This window comes from Mucilaginibacter terrae, from assembly GCF_031951985.1.
GTDB lineage: Bacteria > Bacteroidota > Bacteroidia > Sphingobacteriales > Sphingobacteriaceae > Mucilaginibacter > Mucilaginibacter terrae_A.
The window spans coordinates 2276841-2294515 of record NZ_JAVLVU010000001.1 but is presented as its reverse complement, the minus strand read 5'-3'; the positions used below and the strand labels follow the sequence as shown (position 1 = coordinate 2294515).

The 17675-nt window shown below is 41.3% G+C and carries 18 protein-coding genes; 12 read left to right on the top strand and 6 right to left on the bottom strand.

Annotated elements, in window-relative coordinates:
• Window positions 1-59: 59 nt before the first annotated feature.
• Window positions 60-1238 (top strand): type IX secretion system outer membrane channel protein PorV, encoded by a 1179-nt coding sequence (gene porV / locus QE417_RS09500; RefSeq protein WP_311949524.1) that lies wholly within the window; start codon window positions 60-62, stop codon window positions 1236-1238.
• Window positions 1235-1714, top strand: a complete 480-nt coding sequence (gene ispF / locus QE417_RS09495) for a 2-C-methyl-D-erythritol 2,4-cyclodiphosphate synthase (RefSeq protein ID WP_311949523.1) — start codon at window positions 1235-1237, stop codon at window positions 1712-1714. Before porV ends, ispF begins: the two co-directional genes overlap by 4 nt.
• Before the next feature lie 56 nt (window positions 1715-1770).
• Here ispF and QE417_RS09490 read toward each other — a convergent pair whose 3' ends face one another.
• Window positions 1771-2634 carry a carbohydrate kinase family protein gene (locus QE417_RS09490; protein WP_311949522.1) on the bottom strand — a complete coding sequence of 288 codons (864 nt, stop codon included), beginning with the start codon at window positions 2632-2634 and terminating at the stop codon, window positions 1771-1773.
• A gap of 65 nt (window positions 2635-2699) precedes the next feature.
• On the opposite strand from QE417_RS09490, the gene QE417_RS09485 reads away from it, so the two are divergent.
• Together QE417_RS09485 and QE417_RS09480 are read left to right on the top strand one after the other, a co-directional pair.
• Window positions 2700-3119, top strand: a complete 420-nt coding sequence (locus QE417_RS09485; protein WP_311949521.1) for a YybH family protein — start codon at window positions 2700-2702, stop codon at window positions 3117-3119.
• A 73-nt stretch (window positions 3120-3192) separates the two neighbouring features.
• A complete protein-coding gene (locus QE417_RS09480; RefSeq protein ID WP_311949520.1) occupies window positions 3193-3387 on the top strand; it encodes a hypothetical protein in 195 nt (64 codons plus the stop codon).
• 87 nt (window positions 3388-3474) lie between these two features.
• Here QE417_RS09480 and QE417_RS09475 read toward each other — a convergent pair whose 3' ends face one another.
• The 4 genes from QE417_RS09475 to QE417_RS09460 all read right to left on the bottom strand — a co-directional run bounded on the left by QE417_RS09475 (window position 3475) and on the right by QE417_RS09460 (window position 6857).
• Window positions 3475-4356, bottom strand: a complete 882-nt coding sequence (locus tag QE417_RS09475) for a cupin-like domain-containing protein (RefSeq protein WP_311949519.1) — start codon at window positions 4354-4356, stop codon at window positions 3475-3477.
• A gap of 243 nt (window positions 4357-4599) precedes the next feature.
• Window positions 4600-5142 carry a fasciclin domain-containing protein gene (locus QE417_RS09470; protein ID WP_311949518.1) on the bottom strand — a complete coding sequence of 181 codons (543 nt, stop codon included), beginning with the start codon at window positions 5140-5142 and terminating at the stop codon, window positions 4600-4602.
• A gap of 149 nt (window positions 5143-5291) precedes the next feature.
• On the bottom strand, window positions 5292-6413 hold the full coding sequence (hemW, locus tag QE417_RS09465) for a radical SAM family heme chaperone HemW (protein WP_311949517.1): 1122 nt from the start codon (window positions 6411-6413) through the stop codon (window positions 5292-5294).
• A gap of 120 nt (window positions 6414-6533) precedes the next feature.
• On the bottom strand, window positions 6534-6857 hold the full coding sequence (locus QE417_RS09460; protein WP_311949516.1) for a winged helix-turn-helix transcriptional regulator: 324 nt from the start codon (window positions 6855-6857) through the stop codon (window positions 6534-6536).
• Window positions 6858-6978: 121 nt separating this feature from the next.
• On the opposite strand from QE417_RS09460, the gene QE417_RS09455 reads away from it, so the two are divergent.
• The 8 genes from QE417_RS09455 to porN all read left to right on the top strand — a co-directional run bounded on the left by QE417_RS09455 (window position 6979) and on the right by porN (window position 15515).
• Window positions 6979-7833: a CPBP family intramembrane glutamic endopeptidase gene (locus QE417_RS09455; RefSeq protein WP_311949515.1), complete on the top strand. Its 855-nt coding sequence runs from the start codon at window positions 6979-6981 to the stop codon at window positions 7831-7833.
• 287 nt (window positions 7834-8120) lie between these two features.
• A complete protein-coding gene (locus QE417_RS09450; RefSeq protein WP_311949514.1) occupies window positions 8121-8711 on the top strand; it encodes an HPP family protein in 591 nt (196 codons plus the stop codon).
• 61 nt (window positions 8712-8772) lie between these two features.
• A complete protein-coding gene (locus QE417_RS09445) occupies window positions 8773-9765 on the top strand; it encodes a DUF4271 domain-containing protein (RefSeq protein ID WP_311949513.1) in 993 nt (330 codons plus the stop codon).
• A 21-nt stretch (window positions 9766-9786) separates the two neighbouring features.
• Window positions 9787-10551 (top strand): uroporphyrinogen-III synthase, encoded by a 765-nt coding sequence (locus QE417_RS09440; RefSeq protein ID WP_311954635.1) that lies wholly within the window; start codon window positions 9787-9789, stop codon window positions 10549-10551.
• Window positions 10552-10795: 244 nt separating this feature from the next.
• Entirely contained in the window at window positions 10796-12103 is a 1308-nt protein-coding gene (gene porK / locus QE417_RS09435) for a type IX secretion system lipoprotein PorK/GldK (RefSeq protein WP_311949512.1), read from the top strand.
• Between the two features lie 68 nt (window positions 12104-12171).
• Window positions 12172-12969: a type IX secretion system motor protein PorL/GldL gene (porL, locus tag QE417_RS09430; RefSeq protein ID WP_311949511.1), complete on the top strand. Its 798-nt coding sequence runs from the start codon at window positions 12172-12174 to the stop codon at window positions 12967-12969.
• 42 nt (window positions 12970-13011) lie between these two features.
• A complete protein-coding gene (porM, locus tag QE417_RS09425; protein WP_311949510.1) occupies window positions 13012-14547 on the top strand; it encodes a type IX secretion system motor protein PorM/GldM in 1536 nt (511 codons plus the stop codon).
• Between the two features lie 14 nt (window positions 14548-14561).
• On the top strand, window positions 14562-15515 hold the full coding sequence (gene porN / locus QE417_RS09420) for a type IX secretion system ring protein PorN/GldN (protein WP_311949509.1): 954 nt from the start codon (window positions 14562-14564) through the stop codon (window positions 15513-15515).
• Between the two features lie 181 nt (window positions 15516-15696).
• Here the strand turns inward: porN and uvrC are convergent, their stop codons facing one another.
• Window positions 15697-17538, bottom strand: coding sequence for an excinuclease ABC subunit UvrC (uvrC, locus tag QE417_RS09415; protein ID WP_311949508.1), 1842 nt, complete (start codon window positions 17536-17538; stop codon window positions 15697-15699).
• Window positions 17539-17675 lie beyond the last annotated feature (137 nt).

Sequence of the window (17675 nt, the reverse complement as noted above, 5' to 3'; positions counted from 1 at the left end):
TCATACTTAAATACCATGACTCATAGTTTATTTCAAAAAATTACAGCTAATTTGTGGTGATGAAAATGACTAAGCTTTACGCTTTATCCATATCCTTTTTTTTGTTGCCTGCAGCGCTTATTGCACAAACAAATAATACCAATACTAATACCAACGGAAGTAGCTCGAACGGTATAAATACTGCTGTTCCATTTTTAACCATTGCGCCCGATTCGCGCTCGGGAGCTATGGGCGATGCCGGGGTAGCATTAAGTGCCGATGCGAATGCTAATTACTGGAACCCATCAAAACTGGCTTTTATTGAGGATAAGGATAATGTTTCATTATCATACAGCCCCTGGTTGCGTAACCTAATTTCAGATGTGAACCTGGCATATTTAAGCTATGCCCATTTGTTGGATAGCCGCAATGCCATAGGCTTATCTTTACGATATTTTAACCTCGGAAAAATACAACTGATAGATGGTTCGCAGGCCGACCAGGGTACTTATACGCCAAATGAGTTTTCTATAGACGGCTCATTTTCGCGCAAGTTCGGGCAAAATTTTTCGCTGGGTTTATCACTTAGGTATATCCACTCCGGCTTAACCAACGGGGCGGTAGTAAACGGCCTGCAAACCAAAGCAGGTAATGCCATAGCGGCCGATGTTTCGGCTTATTACCAAAAGCCGGGTACACAATTTGGTAAGGATGCCTTGCTAACCTTTGGTGCTAATTTTTCAAACATCGGTACAAAAATGAGTTACACTGATAACGGTGCCAGCTATTTTTTGCCTGCCAATATGCGCATTGGCGTGGCCGATACCTGGTTTTTAGATAACACCAACCAGTTTACCTTAACGCTCGATATAAATAAACTGATGGTGCCTACACCACCCATACGCAATGCCAACGGACAAATTACCAGTGGGTACGATGATAACCGGTCTGTGCCGGCCGGGGTGTTTGGCTCGTTTGCCGATGCACCCGGTGGCTTTAGTGAAGAATTGAAAGAATTAAGCTATGCAGCCGGTGCCGAGTATGCTTACAATAAGCAGTTTTTTTTAAGGGCCGGTTATTTTTATGAAAACCCCTCTAAAGGAAACCGGCAATACGCCACCTTAGGTACAGGCTTTAAATACGATAAGTTTAACATCGATTTATCATACCTGGTGGGTACGCAACAAAAAAGTGCATTAGCCAATACGTTACGTTTTACGGTGATTGCTAACTTTGGCGGAAAAAGGAGTATATTTTGAGTAAAATACGTGTAGGTTTCGGGTTTGATGTTCACCAGATGAAAGAAGGGCATCCGTTTGTAATGGGAGGAGTAACCCTTCCGCACCATTCAGGAGCTTTTGGGCATTCGGATGCTGATGTTATGGTGCACGCCATTTGCGATGCCTTGCTGGGCGCAGCCAACCTGCGCGATATTGGTTATCATTTTTCTAACCAGGATGAGCGCTGGCGCGGCATAAGCAGTTTAATATTATTGCAGCACGTAATTGAATTGTTGAAAGAAAAGGGCTGGAGCGTAGGCAATATAGATGCGATGATATGCCTCGAAGCTCCTAAAATCAATCCGCACATTCCGGCCATGAAAACTAATATTGCCCAAGCTGCTGGTATTAGCGAAGAAGATATATCCATCAAAGCCACCACAAACGAACAAATGGGCTTTATAGGCCGCGAAGAAGGTGTTGTGGCTTATGCTGTTTGTTTGATAGAAAAATAGTTGCTCATTGCCTGAGCAAAAAAGCATTGGAATAATTTACCAATGCTTTTTTTATGTTAGGATTGTAAATAACCTGGATAAGTAGGGTTAGCTCCACGTTGGCTGGCTACAAAACCGCCCACTTTGCAGGCTTTTTCTAAGGTAAACGGAATCGGTTGTCCGGTTAGTAAACCCGCAATCAGTGTTGCTAAAAACGAATCACCTGCGCCAACGGTGTCAACAACATCTACCCTGAATCCCGGGTGTTCGTAAAATTCTTCATCGTGCCAAATGATGGCTCCGTTTTCGCCGCGGGTAACGCATATAGTTTGGGTATGAAATTTCTTATGGAACTCCACCATCTTTTCGCGCACGGGGGCGCTGCCATGTATAAGCATGTGGGCTTCATCTTCGTTCATTTTTATAACATTGCATAAGGCTGCTAATGTTTCAATGGTATCCTGTTCAAAATGTGGCGCACGCAGGTTCACATCAAATATCCTCATCGGTATTGTGTATTCGCTCAGCAAATTCAGCAATGTAGTACGTGTTTCTACCTCGCGGCAGGCCAGGCTGCCAAATACAATAGCTTCGGCCTGTTCTATGTTTTGCAGCAGTTCGTCGGTTGGTTGTATATTGTCCCATGATACGGGTTGGGGAATAATGTAAGTGGCGTGCCCACCGGCATCAAGTTCAACGGTCACTTCGCAGGTGGGTAAGTGCTTGTCCTGTTGTATAAGTGTCAGGTCGAGGTTGTTTTCGGTAAGCACACTCAGTAGTTCATTGCCCGGTTCATCAACACCTACCCGGCTTACCATTATGGCATTGGCACCTTGCTGTATTAGATGGCGTGCTACATTGAGCGGCGCCCCGCCTACTTGTTTACCGTCTTCAAATGTATCCCACAAAACCTCGCCGAAGCATAATACCTTTTTGCTCATAAATTTTAGCAGATTAAACTGTAAAGCTACAAGAAAATTCAGGATGCAATTGTTTACTTTAGGGTATGAAAAAGTGTCTAATTGTATTTTTGCTCATCCTAACAACTGCTTTTGCCTTTGCACAGGATAAACAAGCCATCCTCCATGTGCTCGAAACCCAACGACAAGCCTGGAACAAGGGCGACCTCGAAACTTTCATGCAAAGCTACTGGAAATCAGATTCGTTACTGTTTGTAGGCAAAAGCGGCCCCAAGTATGGCTGGCAAACTACTTTAGATAATTACCGCAAAGGCTATCCCGACAAGGCCGCGATGGGCTATCTCACTTTCGATATTTTAAAAGTAGATATATTGGACAAAGGCAATGCCTTTGTTTTAGGTGCCTGGCATTTAAAGCGTGCCAAAGATACTCCAGAAGGTTATTTTACCCTATGGCTAAGAAAAATAAAAGGAGTGTGGCAAATTGTGGCCGATCATTCGTCGTAGTCGAGTTGATTGGTTAAGTAGTTGATTGGTGAATAGTTGAATACTGATAAAGGAATTTTAACCTTACAGCCTAATGCACATTGTATCACATTTTGTTAGCCATTATATATTTAAAAGTATAGGCGTTGCAGTTTTAGTTGTACTGGGCAGAGTGGCATTCTTTTTTAACCCTGCCCGTACGGTTTATACTTTTAAACATATTTGGAACAAAGAATACGATAGCACCGATAACTACTGGCAGTTTGCCGAAGAGTTTAGCCAAAGCTGATAGGCGCTGCAGTATTAGGAGGAATAATGTTTATTATATTCTTGTAAAGCCGAGAGGAAAATCACAATTAACTATTCACCCCACTAACTAACGTGGTTCACCCGCAGCTAAAGCTTTATTGGCACGTTTAAAGGCCAACTTTTCTTTCCAATCCATGTAACGTTTTTTGTAGCGTTTTTTAAAGAAGCTGTCGAACTCGCGTTGTACGGTAAGGTTGTATAAACTTTTGGCTTTTATAGCCCATGATTTATCCCAGGCGCGGAGCGATATGGAGAATGAGCCGTCTAAATATTTCATCCAGTGCCAGTAGCCGGTTGGCATAAATAAGGTATCGCCGTGTTCCAGTATAATTTCCTGCCCTTCTATACCATCTAAAGCCGGGAACTTGCTGAAATCGGGGTTCTCAATGTCGTAGTCTTCTAACGCATAAGTAGCAAACGGAATTTGGTATAAACGCTCTTTCCACTTGTAATCAAACAGTATTACATGCTTGCGGCCGTGAAAATGGGTGTGGAAGATGTGGGCTAAATCAATATCGTAATGCAGGAAAGTTACCGAACCTGCACCACCGAAAAACATGTTAGGATACTTATCTAAAAAACCACCCATCAGGTCTTTAGGTGAGCGGTAGTCATCTAACAGAGCAGGCGCATGTTTGATTGGGTCGAACAGGAATATGCGTAAATCAGTAGGTTGTTTTTGAATAAGGTCGATGTAATCACCAAACTTCATTTCTGCAGCCGATGCGTTTATGGCCTTGCTGGGGTCGGCTTTCGAGCTATCGTATAGTGGCACGGTTTGATTGCCCACTACTTCTTTTAAGTATTCAAAGGTCCATTTTTGTAGTGCAGGCCAGCTTTCGGTGGCTTTGCGTATAACCAATGGTTTGCGAGGTTTAAGGTAGTTATTTATAAAATCTTCTTTGCTAATAGTGTCAACTCTATCTATTGGCGTAAGTATTAAACCCATTTTATTCACATCAATTTAACACACAAAACTACTTAATTTAAAAATAGCACCACCAATTTGTTTGTTTTTGATGCGGGGCTGACAAATTATGTAATGCAAAATTTTTGCAAAAAATCCAGTCGCGAAGGTATTGAATTAAGGCTTATCAGTTACCGGATTAATGTTACCAAACTATTAATTCAAAAATATAGCCCGGGCTTAATTGCAACCGGGCTATTCAATAATAAATATTGTAGCTGATGCTTATTTAGGCATCAATACGGTATTAACCACATGTATTACACCGTTTTTTTGAAAAACATCGGCAATGGTTACCCATGATTTGCCGCCTTTTTCGTCAACCAGGTAAAGTTTTTTACCATCGGCCATGGCAGTTAAGGTGCCGCCGGCTACGGTTTTAAGTTCGGCTTTGCCGCCGCCTGCTTTAACTTTGGCTGCAATTTCGGCAGCACTCCACTTACCTGCTACCACATGGTAGGTAAGTACTTTGGTTAAAGTGGCTTTGTTTTCTAGTTTCAACAGGGTTTCTACCGTTCCTTTAGGTAGTTTGTCAAAAGCCTCATTGGTTGGAGCAAATACGGTGAACGGACCGGCCGACTTTAAAGTCTCTACTAATCCGGCGGCTTTAACAGCAGCAACCAGTATAGTGTGATCTTTCGAATTTACGGCATTGTCAACAATATCTTTAGTTGGATACATGGGCGCGCCGCCTACCATAACTGTTTGTGCATTTGCTGCGGTTACCATGCTTACAAAGGCAAATGCCGCTAAAAATAATTTTTTCATAAATAACTGTGTTAGTGTTTTGAAAAGAGATACGCACCCTGCTACACTTCGGATTTAAAAACTAAGGAAACTTGTAAACACCTGTAGGTGTGAGAAGTTTATACCAAAATTAAAACCATATAGCAGCAATTTTCGTTACGGGCACGATATTAAAAGAACATCTCGGCAGCAATATGATCGGCGTAGAGTTTGCCTTGTTGCGACAGGGTGAGCACGCTGCCGTTTTGTAACAGCCAACCATTGTTCAAAAACTGTTGAGCTTCTTTGAGCAGTAGGGGGGCGGTACCGCTTTGTATACTTTCCAATTTATCCAAATCAAGCCCCCACATGGTACGTACCGAAGTCATGATATATTCATTCAGGCGGTTTTCGGGTGTGAGATCTTCAACTTCGGCGGGTAGCTCGTTTTTTTCGAGGGCGGTTAAGTAACGCGCATTATTGGCCACGTTCCATTGGCGGGTTTCACCATTGTAAGAGTGTGCCGATGGACCTATGCCCACATAAGGTACACCTTTCCAGTAATTGGAGTTATGGCGCGAATGATGGCCCGATTTGCCAAAGTTCGATATTTCATAATGTTCAAAACCCTGTTGCTGCATGCGTTCCATGAGGCGCGTAAACTGTTGGGCGCTTTGGCTGTCGTTTACAGGTGGGCTTTGCTTTTTCTTGATCTGGGCGGCAAGTGCGGTACGCGGCTCAACCGTCATACTATAGGCCGATATATGCGGAACCTCCAGCTCAAACATGCGGCTCATGTTTTGTTCCCATTTGGCATCGCTAAGCAGAGGATAGCCATATATCAGGTCGGTGGTAATGTTTTCAAACCCTGCATCCTGCACCCGCTTTACTGATGCATCTGCTTCGTTTGCCCGATGCGCCCGGTTCATCCAGGCCAAATCTTCACCAAAAAACGATTGTATGCCGATGCTGAACCGGTTGATAGCAGTTTGGCGTAAAGCCTGAACTTTTTCGCGGCTCAGGTCGTCTGGGTTTGCCTCGAGGGTAATCTCGGCATCTTTGCTTACGCTGTGGTTGTGGCCAATGGTATCAAGCAAAAAGCTGATCTCATCTGCATCAAGCACCGAGGGCGTGCCTCCGCCAAAATAAATGGTTTCGATAGGGGCGCGGCTGAGATAATCTTTTTGCAGGCCTATCTCTTTAGCCAGCGACTGTACAATTTCGGTACGGTACTTTTGCGAAGTGCTAAAATGAAAATCGCAGTAATGGCAGGCTTGTTTGCAAAAGGGAATATGAATGTAGATACCGGCCATTGGGGATTAATAAAATGCAAAATTAAACTATGCTTGTTAAGGGCAGTTATTTTAATCACTTGTTAATTTATAATTCTGAGTATCTGTATTCTTTTCGCAATACCCTACGAATTGTAAGTTTCAATTTGCTGACATTTGTTTTTCTCCCCAACTTCTCATTTGACTGATAAAAGGAATTAATTCCATTCCTGTATCGGTAAGTGAATATTCAACTTTTGGTGGAACTTCTAAATAAACTTTTCTGACAATTAGCCCATCTGATTCTAATTCTTTTAATGTTTGGGTTAGCATTTTTGGAGTTATCCCAACCACAGCTCTGTTTAACTCTCCATACCTGAGACAACCTTCTCTTAGTACCCATAAAATTCGACCTTTATACTTTCCACCTATTCGCTGAAAAGCATAATCGACAGCACAATATGCCCTTTTAATATTTTTTTTCATTTTTATAAAAAACTTAAACCATTGATAATCAACTTTGCTATGTTTTTAGTATGTAGCCTACTTTATTGTACGTACTTGCTGTAAAGTTATTAAATACTTTTTTTTGCGAAAACTTTAAATAATGAATGTAACTATTAAAAGAGTGCTGCATTTTCCGTTAACAAAAATTATCGTTGGAATTGTCGTCTGTTTTTCTCTATTTGTATTAATTCAAAACTTTGTATTAAAACCATTTTTTTATAGCATTATTCAAGATAAAAGTATTGCGGACCCAATTATCCACTGTATTGATTTTATTGTTTTATTAGCCGCTTATTACTATTTATTCCGTTTGTATGATAAAAGAAAAATAACAGAACTATCCATAAAATATTTACCCAAAGAAATGTTTGGAGGGTTTTTCTTTGGTTTTTTTACAATTTCATTATCTATTTTCATTTTATACTTATTAGGGTATTATCAGGCTATTAGTATTACAACAACTCACTACTCCATAAAATTTTTTACGGTATTAATGTTTGCGGCCTTAGTTGAAGACTTATTTCATAGAGGGTTAATAATAAGAATCTGTGAAAATTGGTTAGGGACTAATCTAACCCTTATTATTGGAATGTTAGTGGAGCTTCAGCATGTTTTTAATCCTAATTCCAACCTATTTGGCCTTTTTTTTTATTTAATTTGGGGGTTTACTATGGCGATGATGTTTATTTATACTAAAAGAATATGGTTGCCTTTTTTTTTCCATTTAGGCTGGAATTTTTCTCAGCCTTTTTATGGCTCAAATCTTACAGGGTTAAATGATATGGGCAGTATCATTCAATCAAAATTTAATGGTCCTGAACTATTAACAGGTGGTGCAGTTGGAATTGAGGGTTCAATTTTTACAGCATCTTTTTTATTGCTTATTGGAATAGCACTTTATTATCGTGCAAAAAAGGAAGGCAAAATCGTAAAAAGCAAACTGTTTAAAAGATGAATTTCTATCGGAGCGTTACTTATTTGTTACTTTTTGAATGTAACTAATTGTTTTACAGTTATTAATTCTATACCGGCCATAAGCGGCAAAGATACGAAGCTCCGCAGTCATCAAAAGGATATGATATGAATTTGTGATTATTTGAGCTATTCGATTAACTGATAATGGTAATATATAGCGAAAGTATGGTGTAGATCATGGTTTTTGATGTATTCGGTATATTGTTGATTTAACTTATATTAAATTTGCAACAACGATTAAATTGCATCATCCTCCGGAATAGGCCTATGCGTAAACATATTAAACTTCATGCACGCAGAGCGCGTTACATATTCTACAAAGAAACCTTAGTTGATTTTAAAGAGCACTTTTGGACGTTTCTCGGCTCCTTCATAGGTATTGGGCTAATTGGTTTTTTAAATAGCAGGTATTTTACGCTGTATGATAACCTGTTTCTCATAGGCTCGTTCGGGGCATCATCCGTACTTATTTTTGGTATTATTAATAGTCCGTTAGCCCAGCCCCGCAACTTGGTTGGAGGGCATGTTATTTGTGCTTTAACCGGTGTAACTATACATACGTTTGTGCCGGGCGAGGTTTGGTTTACATCGGCCTTATCGGTATCGCTGGCCATTGTGTTGATGCAAATTACCAAAACGCTGCATCCGCCGGGTGGCGCCACTGCGCTTATTGCCAATATTGGGTCGGCCAAAATACAGGCTTTGGGATATTTTTATGTGCTAAGCCCGGTGCTATCGGGGGTAACTATTTTGCTGCTGGTGGCAATTGTTTGTAATAATGCTACACCACACCGCCATTATCCGCAAAACAAGCAATGGTATAAATTTTGGAAACGCAGTTACCGGTATATGCACTAACAATAATGCGATAGTTAAAATGAGAGATTAACAGCATACGGTTTTTTGTATCTTTGTGCCGGTGCTGCGTATCATAACTTTATATTTTGTTTTCTTAGCCATTACGTGCTTCAATGCTTCTGCCCAAACAGATACGCTGGAACAGTACGCCCAGCCCGACAGTATTCCACAACCGCGCTATTATCAGCCTAAGCCTGCCGCAGCAGGCCTGCTCGATTCGGTAGCTAACGCCCTGATTGCACGCGAGCGATTTGTAGGCGACTCATTGTCTAAGATATATATTACTAACCCCAACCCGCTAAGGCATAACCAGTATTACGATACGGTTTTAAAAAAACATATATATACTGAGTATGGCTTTTTGCACCAGCTTGGCAAAACCAGGAGCCTGCTACGTGAGGGTAGTACCCGGCACATGCGCGACCAATGGATCATTGTAATTATTGTTGCGCTATTGGTGTATACCGCCATACTTAACCGCGCTATGAGTAAGGATATAAAAAGTGTGGTGCAATCTTTTTACAATACCCGCATACTTAACCAAATAAGCCGCGAAGAAAGCTTGCTTAACTCATGGGCATTTGTTGGATTGTTTATATTATTTGGTTTTACTTTTGGTTTATTTGTTTACCAATTAACTCAATATTACGAAGTATTCTATAGTATAAGCGGTATTCAGCTATTTGTATCGTTTGCACTGCTGATTTTGGTTTTGTTTGCAGTAAAGCTGTTTATATTAAGATTTTTGGGTTTTGTATTTAAAACCGGCAGATTGGTTGATGAATATATATCCATATTATATTTAACTTATTTTAATATTACGTTTGTTTTTTTGCCTTTAAGTTTATGCTTTAGCTTATTGGCCGCGCCTTATATACCTTATGTATTGGGCGGTGCACTGGTTTTGGTAGTGGTAATATTTGTTTGGCAATACCTGCGCAGCAGCGTTATAATTATTTCGAATATTAGATTTCATAAGTTTTATTTATTTACGTATCTTTGTGCCCTCGAAATTTGCCCAATTCTAATATTGATTAAGGCACTGAATAATTAGAACTTAGGTAGTTAACATTAGATTAAATTGGAAGACAGAAAGAAAAAGGTTAAGAGTATATTGGTTACCTTACCCAAACCTGAGAATGACAAAAATCCATATGCTGAACTGGCTAAGAAGCTTAATCTGAAAATTGATTTCAGGTCTTTTATCCATGTTGAGGGCGTACCGGCTAAAGATTTTCGTAAAGAAAGAATTAACCTGGCCGACTTTACAGCCGTGATTTTTACCAGCCGCAACTCGGCCGATCATTTTTTCCGTATTTGCGAAGAGATGCGATTTGAGGTGCCGGTTGATATGAAATATTTCTGCCTTTCAGAAACCATTGCCCTCTATCTTCAAAAGTATATTCAGTACCGTAAGCGCAAAATATTTTTTGGCAAACAAACCGCGGCCGATTTGGCCGAGGTGCTTAAAAAACACTCGGGCGAAAAATTTCTTTACCCATGCTCTGATGTGGCTGCCGAAGAAACTCAAAAGTTTTTGACCGAAAACGGTTACAACTTTACCCCGGCAGTACTCTTCCGTACTGTATGCAGCGATTTGAGTGATTTGGCCGAAGTGTTCTATGATGTAATCGCATTCTTCAGCCCCTCAAGCATCCTGTCACTATACCAAAACTTTCCTGATTTTAAACAAAACAATACCCGTATTGCTGCCTTTGGCGCTACAACCCACAAAGCTGTATTAGATGCAGGTCTTATTTTAGATATCCCGGCACCAACGCCTGGTGCACCATCAATGACTATGGCCATTGAACAATACGTAAAGCAAGCCAACAAGTAATTTCACTTTTTGCTGTAAAATACCGTAACCTTGAGGGTGTTTTTCCCGTATAAGTGGTGTAAGCTTTGATAATATGATGCTTATTTAATATTTTTAGGCAGATATTATTTAAAAGTGTTTATTTGTACCCAAACAATTTTCAAAAACTTGTATTTGATAGTTGTTGAAGGTAAAAGAAACACCCAAAGCTTCTACTTATAATTAAACACACGAAAAAGAACATTTAGGTTATTAAACAGTAAGCATGAAGACAAGGTACTTTCTTTTATTATTGTTATTGGGTGGGATACTGGGCAGTTGTAATTTAAACGATAGGGGAGAAGTACTTGGCGTACGTCAGCGTCCGTTCAGGGCCGAATTACCGGCAGGTATGGTTTATATTCCGGGCGGATCTTTCTTAATGGGGCAAACCGATCAGGATGTAACCTTTGCGCAAATTTCTCAAACCAAGCAGGTTACCGTTTCGCCATTTTTTATGGACCAAACCGAAACTACCAACAGCCAATACAAGCAATTTGTAAATTGGGTGCGCGATTCTATCGCCATCAGCAATTATCTTAACGACGATAAATACTACGTTAAGCCTAAAGGCACGGCCACAACCGACCGTAAATACATTAATTGGGATTACGTAAGTAAGAACCCGGTTTGGCGCAGCGGAAGTAAAAAAGGTCAAAACCAAAATGCCGGTAAGCTTGATGGTATGTACTATCAGGGCGACGACCGCGTGTTTGATCGTAATGAGGTTGACGTTCGTTTGTTAAAATATAATTATGCCATGATGGTGTTGCGCAGTGCATCTGAGCAACGTTTCGATAAAACCAAAAAACGTTCCGACTTTATTTTACGTGATACCGTTCCGGTTTATCCCGATACACTGGTTTGGTTAAACGATTTTTCATACGCTGCCAACGAGCCAATGGTTGAGGGCTATTTTTCTCATCCGGCTTACCAAAATTACCCGGTTGTAGGTGTTACCTGGCGCCAGGCACGTGCCTTTAGTATCTGGAGGTCACGTTATAATGATGCTTATAAAGATAAAATGAAACAGGCTCACCGTTTGCCTTACAGCTTACCTACTGAGGCTGAGTTTGAATACGCATCACGCGGTGGCCGTATTGGTACCGATTACCCTTGGGGCGGTCCTTACATTAAAAACGCAAAAGGCTGCTTACTGGCTAACTTTAAGCCCGGCCGCGGTAACTATACCGATGACGGCGGCGCTTATACTGTAAATGTTCGCTCTTATTTTCCTAATGATTACGGTTTATACAACATGGCAGGCAACGTAGCCGAGTGGACGCAATCAGCCTTTGATGAATCGGCAACTACATTTGTACATGATATGTCGCCTACGTTTAATTACGAGGCCAAAGCTACCGACCCTGAAGTGCTGAAACGCAAAGTAGTACGCGGCGGCTCATGGAAAGATATTGGTTACTTTTTACAAAACGCTACCCGCAGCTACGAATTTCAGGATACTGCTAAATCATACATCGGTTTTCGCCTGGTATCACATTTCGTAGGGCGCGATTTCCGCGACAAACGTTAATTTTTTCTCCATATTCAAACACTCTAAATAAAACAAATACATCTAAAAACTACAAAACACAATTAATTATGGCTGGCAAGAAAAAATCCAAATTTGGTATTGGTAACATTGTATCGATCGGTGCAAGTGTTGTTATCGTTGGTTTATTATTTAAAATTCAGCACTGGGCTTACGCTGAAATTTTTATTACCGTTGGTTTATTAACCGAGGCTGCTCTATTCTTATTGTTAGGTTTACAACCAGAAGCTACCGAAGTTGACTGGACTAAAGCATACCCTGAGTTAGCTGACGATTACACTGGCGAACCTGTTAGAAGAGCTGCTCCTGCCCAGGTAAGCACTGGTCATACTGCAGCGTTAGACAAAATGCTGGCTGATGCCAAAATTAACCCTGAACTGATCGGTAATTTAGGCGATGGCTTAAGAACCTTTGGCGACAAAGTAGCAACTATTTCAAAAGTAGCTGACGCTGGTGCTGCAACTACCGAGTTTGCTCAAAAACTTAAAACTGCAAGTGCTGGATATGATAACCTGAGCTCTGCTTTCTCTAAAGCATCTGAAAGCTTAACCGAATTAGCTTCAACAAGCGTTGACTCTAAAGCATACCATGAGCAGGTAAACAGCTTAGCTAAAAACTTATCGGCTTTAAATGCAGTGTACGAGTTAGAATTACAAGACTCAAGTGCTCACTTAAAATCAATGAACAAGTTCTACCAGAACCTTTCATTAACCATGAATAACTTTAACGAGTCGTTAGAAGATTCTAAATCGTTTAAAGAAGAAGTTGGTCGTTTAGCTAAAAACTTAGGCTCATTAAACAATATTTATGGTAACATGCTTACCGCAATGAACCAACCACGTGCTTAATTAATTAACCTCATTTCTCACTATTAATTAAGATCAAACCACATGGCTGGAGGTAAGGAAACCCCAAGGCAGCGAATGATAGGCATCCTGTACTTGGTATTATTAGGGTTGGTGGCGCTTAACGTGCCCGACAACCTGTTAGATGCCTTTAAAAACATTAGCGACAGTTTAACTTCATCAAAATCAAACGTACAAGCAGGTATTGATAATACTTTTGATGCATTTGAGAAAACCAAGCTTAAAGAGCAACCCGATCGTGCAAAACCGGTATATGATAAGGCTAAGCAAGCCAGCGCAATTGCCAACGATTTAAATACCTACGTTGAAGGTATTAAAACCGAACTTGCCGAAAAAGCCGGCGGCATTGACGAAAATATTGCCGACTATAAAAAACGCGATAACCTTGATCTTTCTTCGGAAATTATGATCAACGGTAAAAAAGGCGAAGAATTACACAAAAAGATTGACGAGACACGCGAAAAGTTAATGGCTTTATTAACTGATAAAGAGCGTGTAGGTATTAAGCTTCCGTTAGCAACCGATGCCCCGAAACCTAAAAAAGGCAAACCACAGTTAACCTGGGAGCGCGCTTATTTTGGTGATGGTATCCCGATGGGTGCTGCCATGACCTCGTTGATAAAAGTTCAATCAGATTTGAAAAACGCCGAGTCGGAAGTTGTAAAGAAGATTTTAGGTGAAGTAGACCAGGCTGTAGTTAACTTGGATAAGTTTGCGGCTGTTGCCGTAGCACCAAGCAGCTACATTATTGCAGGTCAGCCTTTCAAAGCTGAAGTATTCTTGACCGCATCTGATTCAAAGTCAAGTCCAGATATCAGCGTTAACGGTTCAAAATTACAGGTTGTTGATGGCCGTGGCCAATACACCGTAGGCACCAGCGGCGAGGGTATGCGCTCTTGGGTTGGTACAGTACGCGTTCGTCAAAACGATGGTACTATCAAAGAGTACAAAACTCCTGAGCAAAAGTACCAGGTGGCTCGTCCATCTGCTACTGTAGCTGCCGAGAAAATGAACGTGCTTTATATAGGTGTACCTAACCCGTTATCAGTATCGGCGCCAGGTATTCCTAAAGAAAAACTGCGCGTAAGCATCAGCGGTGGTTCGGTAAGTGGTTCAAATGGTTCATTTACTGCTAAGGTATCTTCGCCGGGCACAGTTAATGTAACTGTATCTGGTGAGGCATCTCCCGGAAAAACCCAGGTTTTGGGTGCAACAAAATTCCGTGTAAAACGTATACCCGATCCAAAGGTTATGTTTGGTGGCAAAAGCGGCGGTCAAACTTCATCAGCAAACTTAAAGGCCCAAGACAGGGTGTTTGCTAAATTGGAGGATTTTGAATTTGATGCTTCTTTCAGCATCCAACGTTTTAACCTGGTAATCATTAAACCAAGACAAGATCCTATTCTGATGCAAACTTCAGGTAGCCAACTGTCTGCTCAAATGCGCGCTGCAATGGCTACTTTAGTACCTGGTAGTAAAGTTATTTTCACTAACGTTATTGCTACAGGTCCTGATGGTTCACAGCGTGGTTTGGATGATATTATTATATCGGCAAATTAAGATTTATACAACATATGAGACGTAAGATTTTTGTGGTGGGGCTGTTGAGTTTAATATGTTTGAGCACTTTTGCTCAAAAGCGAGGTACTGCACGTAAGCGTACAACTACTAAAAAGGCGGTAACTACCGCCCCGCAGACGGCTAATACTACGTTTAATGCGCAGCCGGTAGTTGATACCGGTAAAAAGGCCAAAGCTTTTGAACGCCCGATGGATGGCTTTTATAAAAAAGCCAACATTTTAAGTGCACGTGTTTCTCCATACGCCAACATCCGCGAAGCTGACGTTGTATATGCAAAGCGCATCTGGCGCGAGATCGATTTGCGCGAGAAGATGAACCAGTACCTGTCGTCGCCTAAAGCACGCTTAATTGATGTGTTGATGGAAGCGGTAGAGGCCGGCGAACTTACCGCTTACGATGCCAATCCAAGCAAAGACGACCCTAACGGCGATGCTTTTGCAGTGCCATTAACCCCAGGCAAGGCCAAAGGTAAAATGGCAGATAGTACCGTGGTTGACAAGTTTGACAAGGATGGTAACAAAATAGGTTCGAGCTTACAGGCAGGGGATTTTAATGCCGATAGCGTGATACGTTTCCGCATAAAAGAAGATTGGGTATTTGATCGTCAGCGTTCGGTATTTGAGCCTCGTATTATTGGTATAGCACCATTAATTAAGCTTAAAGCCGCTGGTATTGAAACCGATTTTCAGCCGGCTTTCTGGATCTATTTTCCTGAAGCCCGCCAGGTGTTGGCTACTAAAGAAGCTATCAGCCGTAATAACGATGCTACTGGTTTAAGCTTTGATGATGTATTCATGAAGCGCTTATTTGCCAGCGTGATCGTAAAGGTATCGAACCAAAAAGATGAACGTATTAAAGATTATGCTCAGGGTATTGATAAACTTTACGAATCAGAAAAAGTTAAAAAATCTCTTATGGATTGGGAGTTAGGGTTGTGGCAATACTAAGCCTTCCCAAAACAGAGGATAAAATACAAGGCCCGGTTGAGCAATCAATCGGGCCTTTGTTTTGAGTGCGTAATGGTTTACATTCCGTCATTGCGAGGAACGAAGCAATCTCTGCGAAGGACAAGCGGCCATGCATAGTTCAGAGATTGCTTCGTTCCTCGCAATGACGAGTTATTTAATTTTAATCTTCGGAAGCTCCACTATCTACATTAACTTCTCCCCCTTCAGCCTGCTGTGGGTCAAAATAACTCCTCACCGCCTGAGCCTGTTTCAGATTAACCACTTCCTGCAATTCTTCTACTGTTGCTTCTCGTATCTTCTTTACCGATTTAAAGTATTTTAACAACTTTTCGGCCGATAGGCGACCCACGCCAGGTACGAGTTCCAGTTCGGTGGCTAAAGTGCTCTTATCGCGTTTTTTGCGGTGGGCGGTAATACCAAAGCGGTGTGCCTCATCGCGCAACTGCTGAATGATCTTAAGGGTTTCCGACTTTTTATCGAGATACATTGGGTATTGGTCACCGGGGTAAAAGAGCTCTTCCAGGCGCTTGGCAATACCTATTACGGTTACCTTTTTTTCGATACCCAGCAATTTCAGGCTTTTCAGTGCCGCCGATAATTGTCCCTTACCCCCGTCAATAACAATAAGTTGAGGTAACTCCGTGCCTTCATCCAGCATGCGACGATAGCGGCGGTGAACGGCTTCTTCCATGGTAGCAAAGTCATTAGGGCCTTCTACCGTTTTTACATTGAAGAAACGATAATCCTTTTTAGAAGGCCTTGCATCCTTAAAAACCACAATGGCCGATACCGGGTGCTTGCCCTGAAAGTTAGAGTTGTCAAAACACTCAATATGGCGGGGCAATTGGTTTAAGCGCAAATCTTTCATCATTTGCGTCAACAGGCGGTCGGTACGTACATCAGGGTTTAGTTTTTCGTACTGCTCCATCTTATCGCGCCTAAAGAAGTGAACGTTCTTTTGCGACAGATCAAGCAGCTTTTTCTTTTCTCCCAGTTTAGGTACCGTGAATTTTATTTTTTCGTCGTCAAGCTCAATATCAAACGGAACAATAATTTCTTTTGATTTACTGTCGTACCTTACCCTGAACTCAGATATGGCAATGGTCAACAGTTCTTCATCGCTTTCATCCAGCCGCTTTTTCATTTCGAGCGTTTGGGTTTGAATGATGGTGCCGTTCATTACCTTGAGGTAGTTTACAAAGGCGTACTTTTCATCGCTGGCAATGCTAAACACATCAACATCGGTGATGGATGAATTTACTACGGTTGATTTATGCTGGTAGTTTACCAGCAGATCATATTTACGTTTAAGCCGGTGCGCCTGTTCAAAATCCATGTTCATGGCAGCTGTATCCATATCGGCTTTAAGCGTGCGCACTACATTGCCAATTTTGCCGTTCAATATATCCTGAATTTCTTCGATGCTGTTATCGTAATCTTCCTCGCTTTGATAGTTTTGGCAAGGACCCTTACAATTACCCAACTGGTACTCTAAACATACTTTAAACTTGCCTGCATTAATGTTTTGCGGCGTTAAAGCCAGGCTGCACGTACGCAAGGGATAAGTTTCGCGTATCACTCCTAAAATGGTGTGCATCATGCTTACAGAAGGGTATGGCCCCAGATATTTAGAACCATCGCGGATGATGTTGCGTGTCCAGTATATACGTGGATAATTCTCCTTTTTAATAACGATCCACGGGTAGGTTTTATCATCCTTAAGGTCGATATTATACTTGGGCTTGTGCTTTTTAATGAGGCTGTTTTCAAGCAGCCAGGCATCAACCTCGGTATCAACAATGGTAAAAGTGATATTGCGTATTTTAGATATTAATACGCGTGTTTTGGCATTAAGCTGCTGGTCTTTTACAAAGTATGATGATACCCTGTTGCGCAGGTCTTTAGCTTTACCAATGTATATCAATTGGTTTTCGCTGTCCCAGTATTGGTATACGCCCGGTTTATGTGGTATTTTTTTTAATGCTTCTCGATAGTCGAACATAAAAGCCCCCAACCCCTAAAGGGGCGTTAAACTTGTTGTTGAATGATTAATAATGAATAGAACGGTTTTGTTTGAATATCTGATATATGCTCAGTGTACCTTACAATGTAAAATACCGCTGATTAGTAAATCAATTC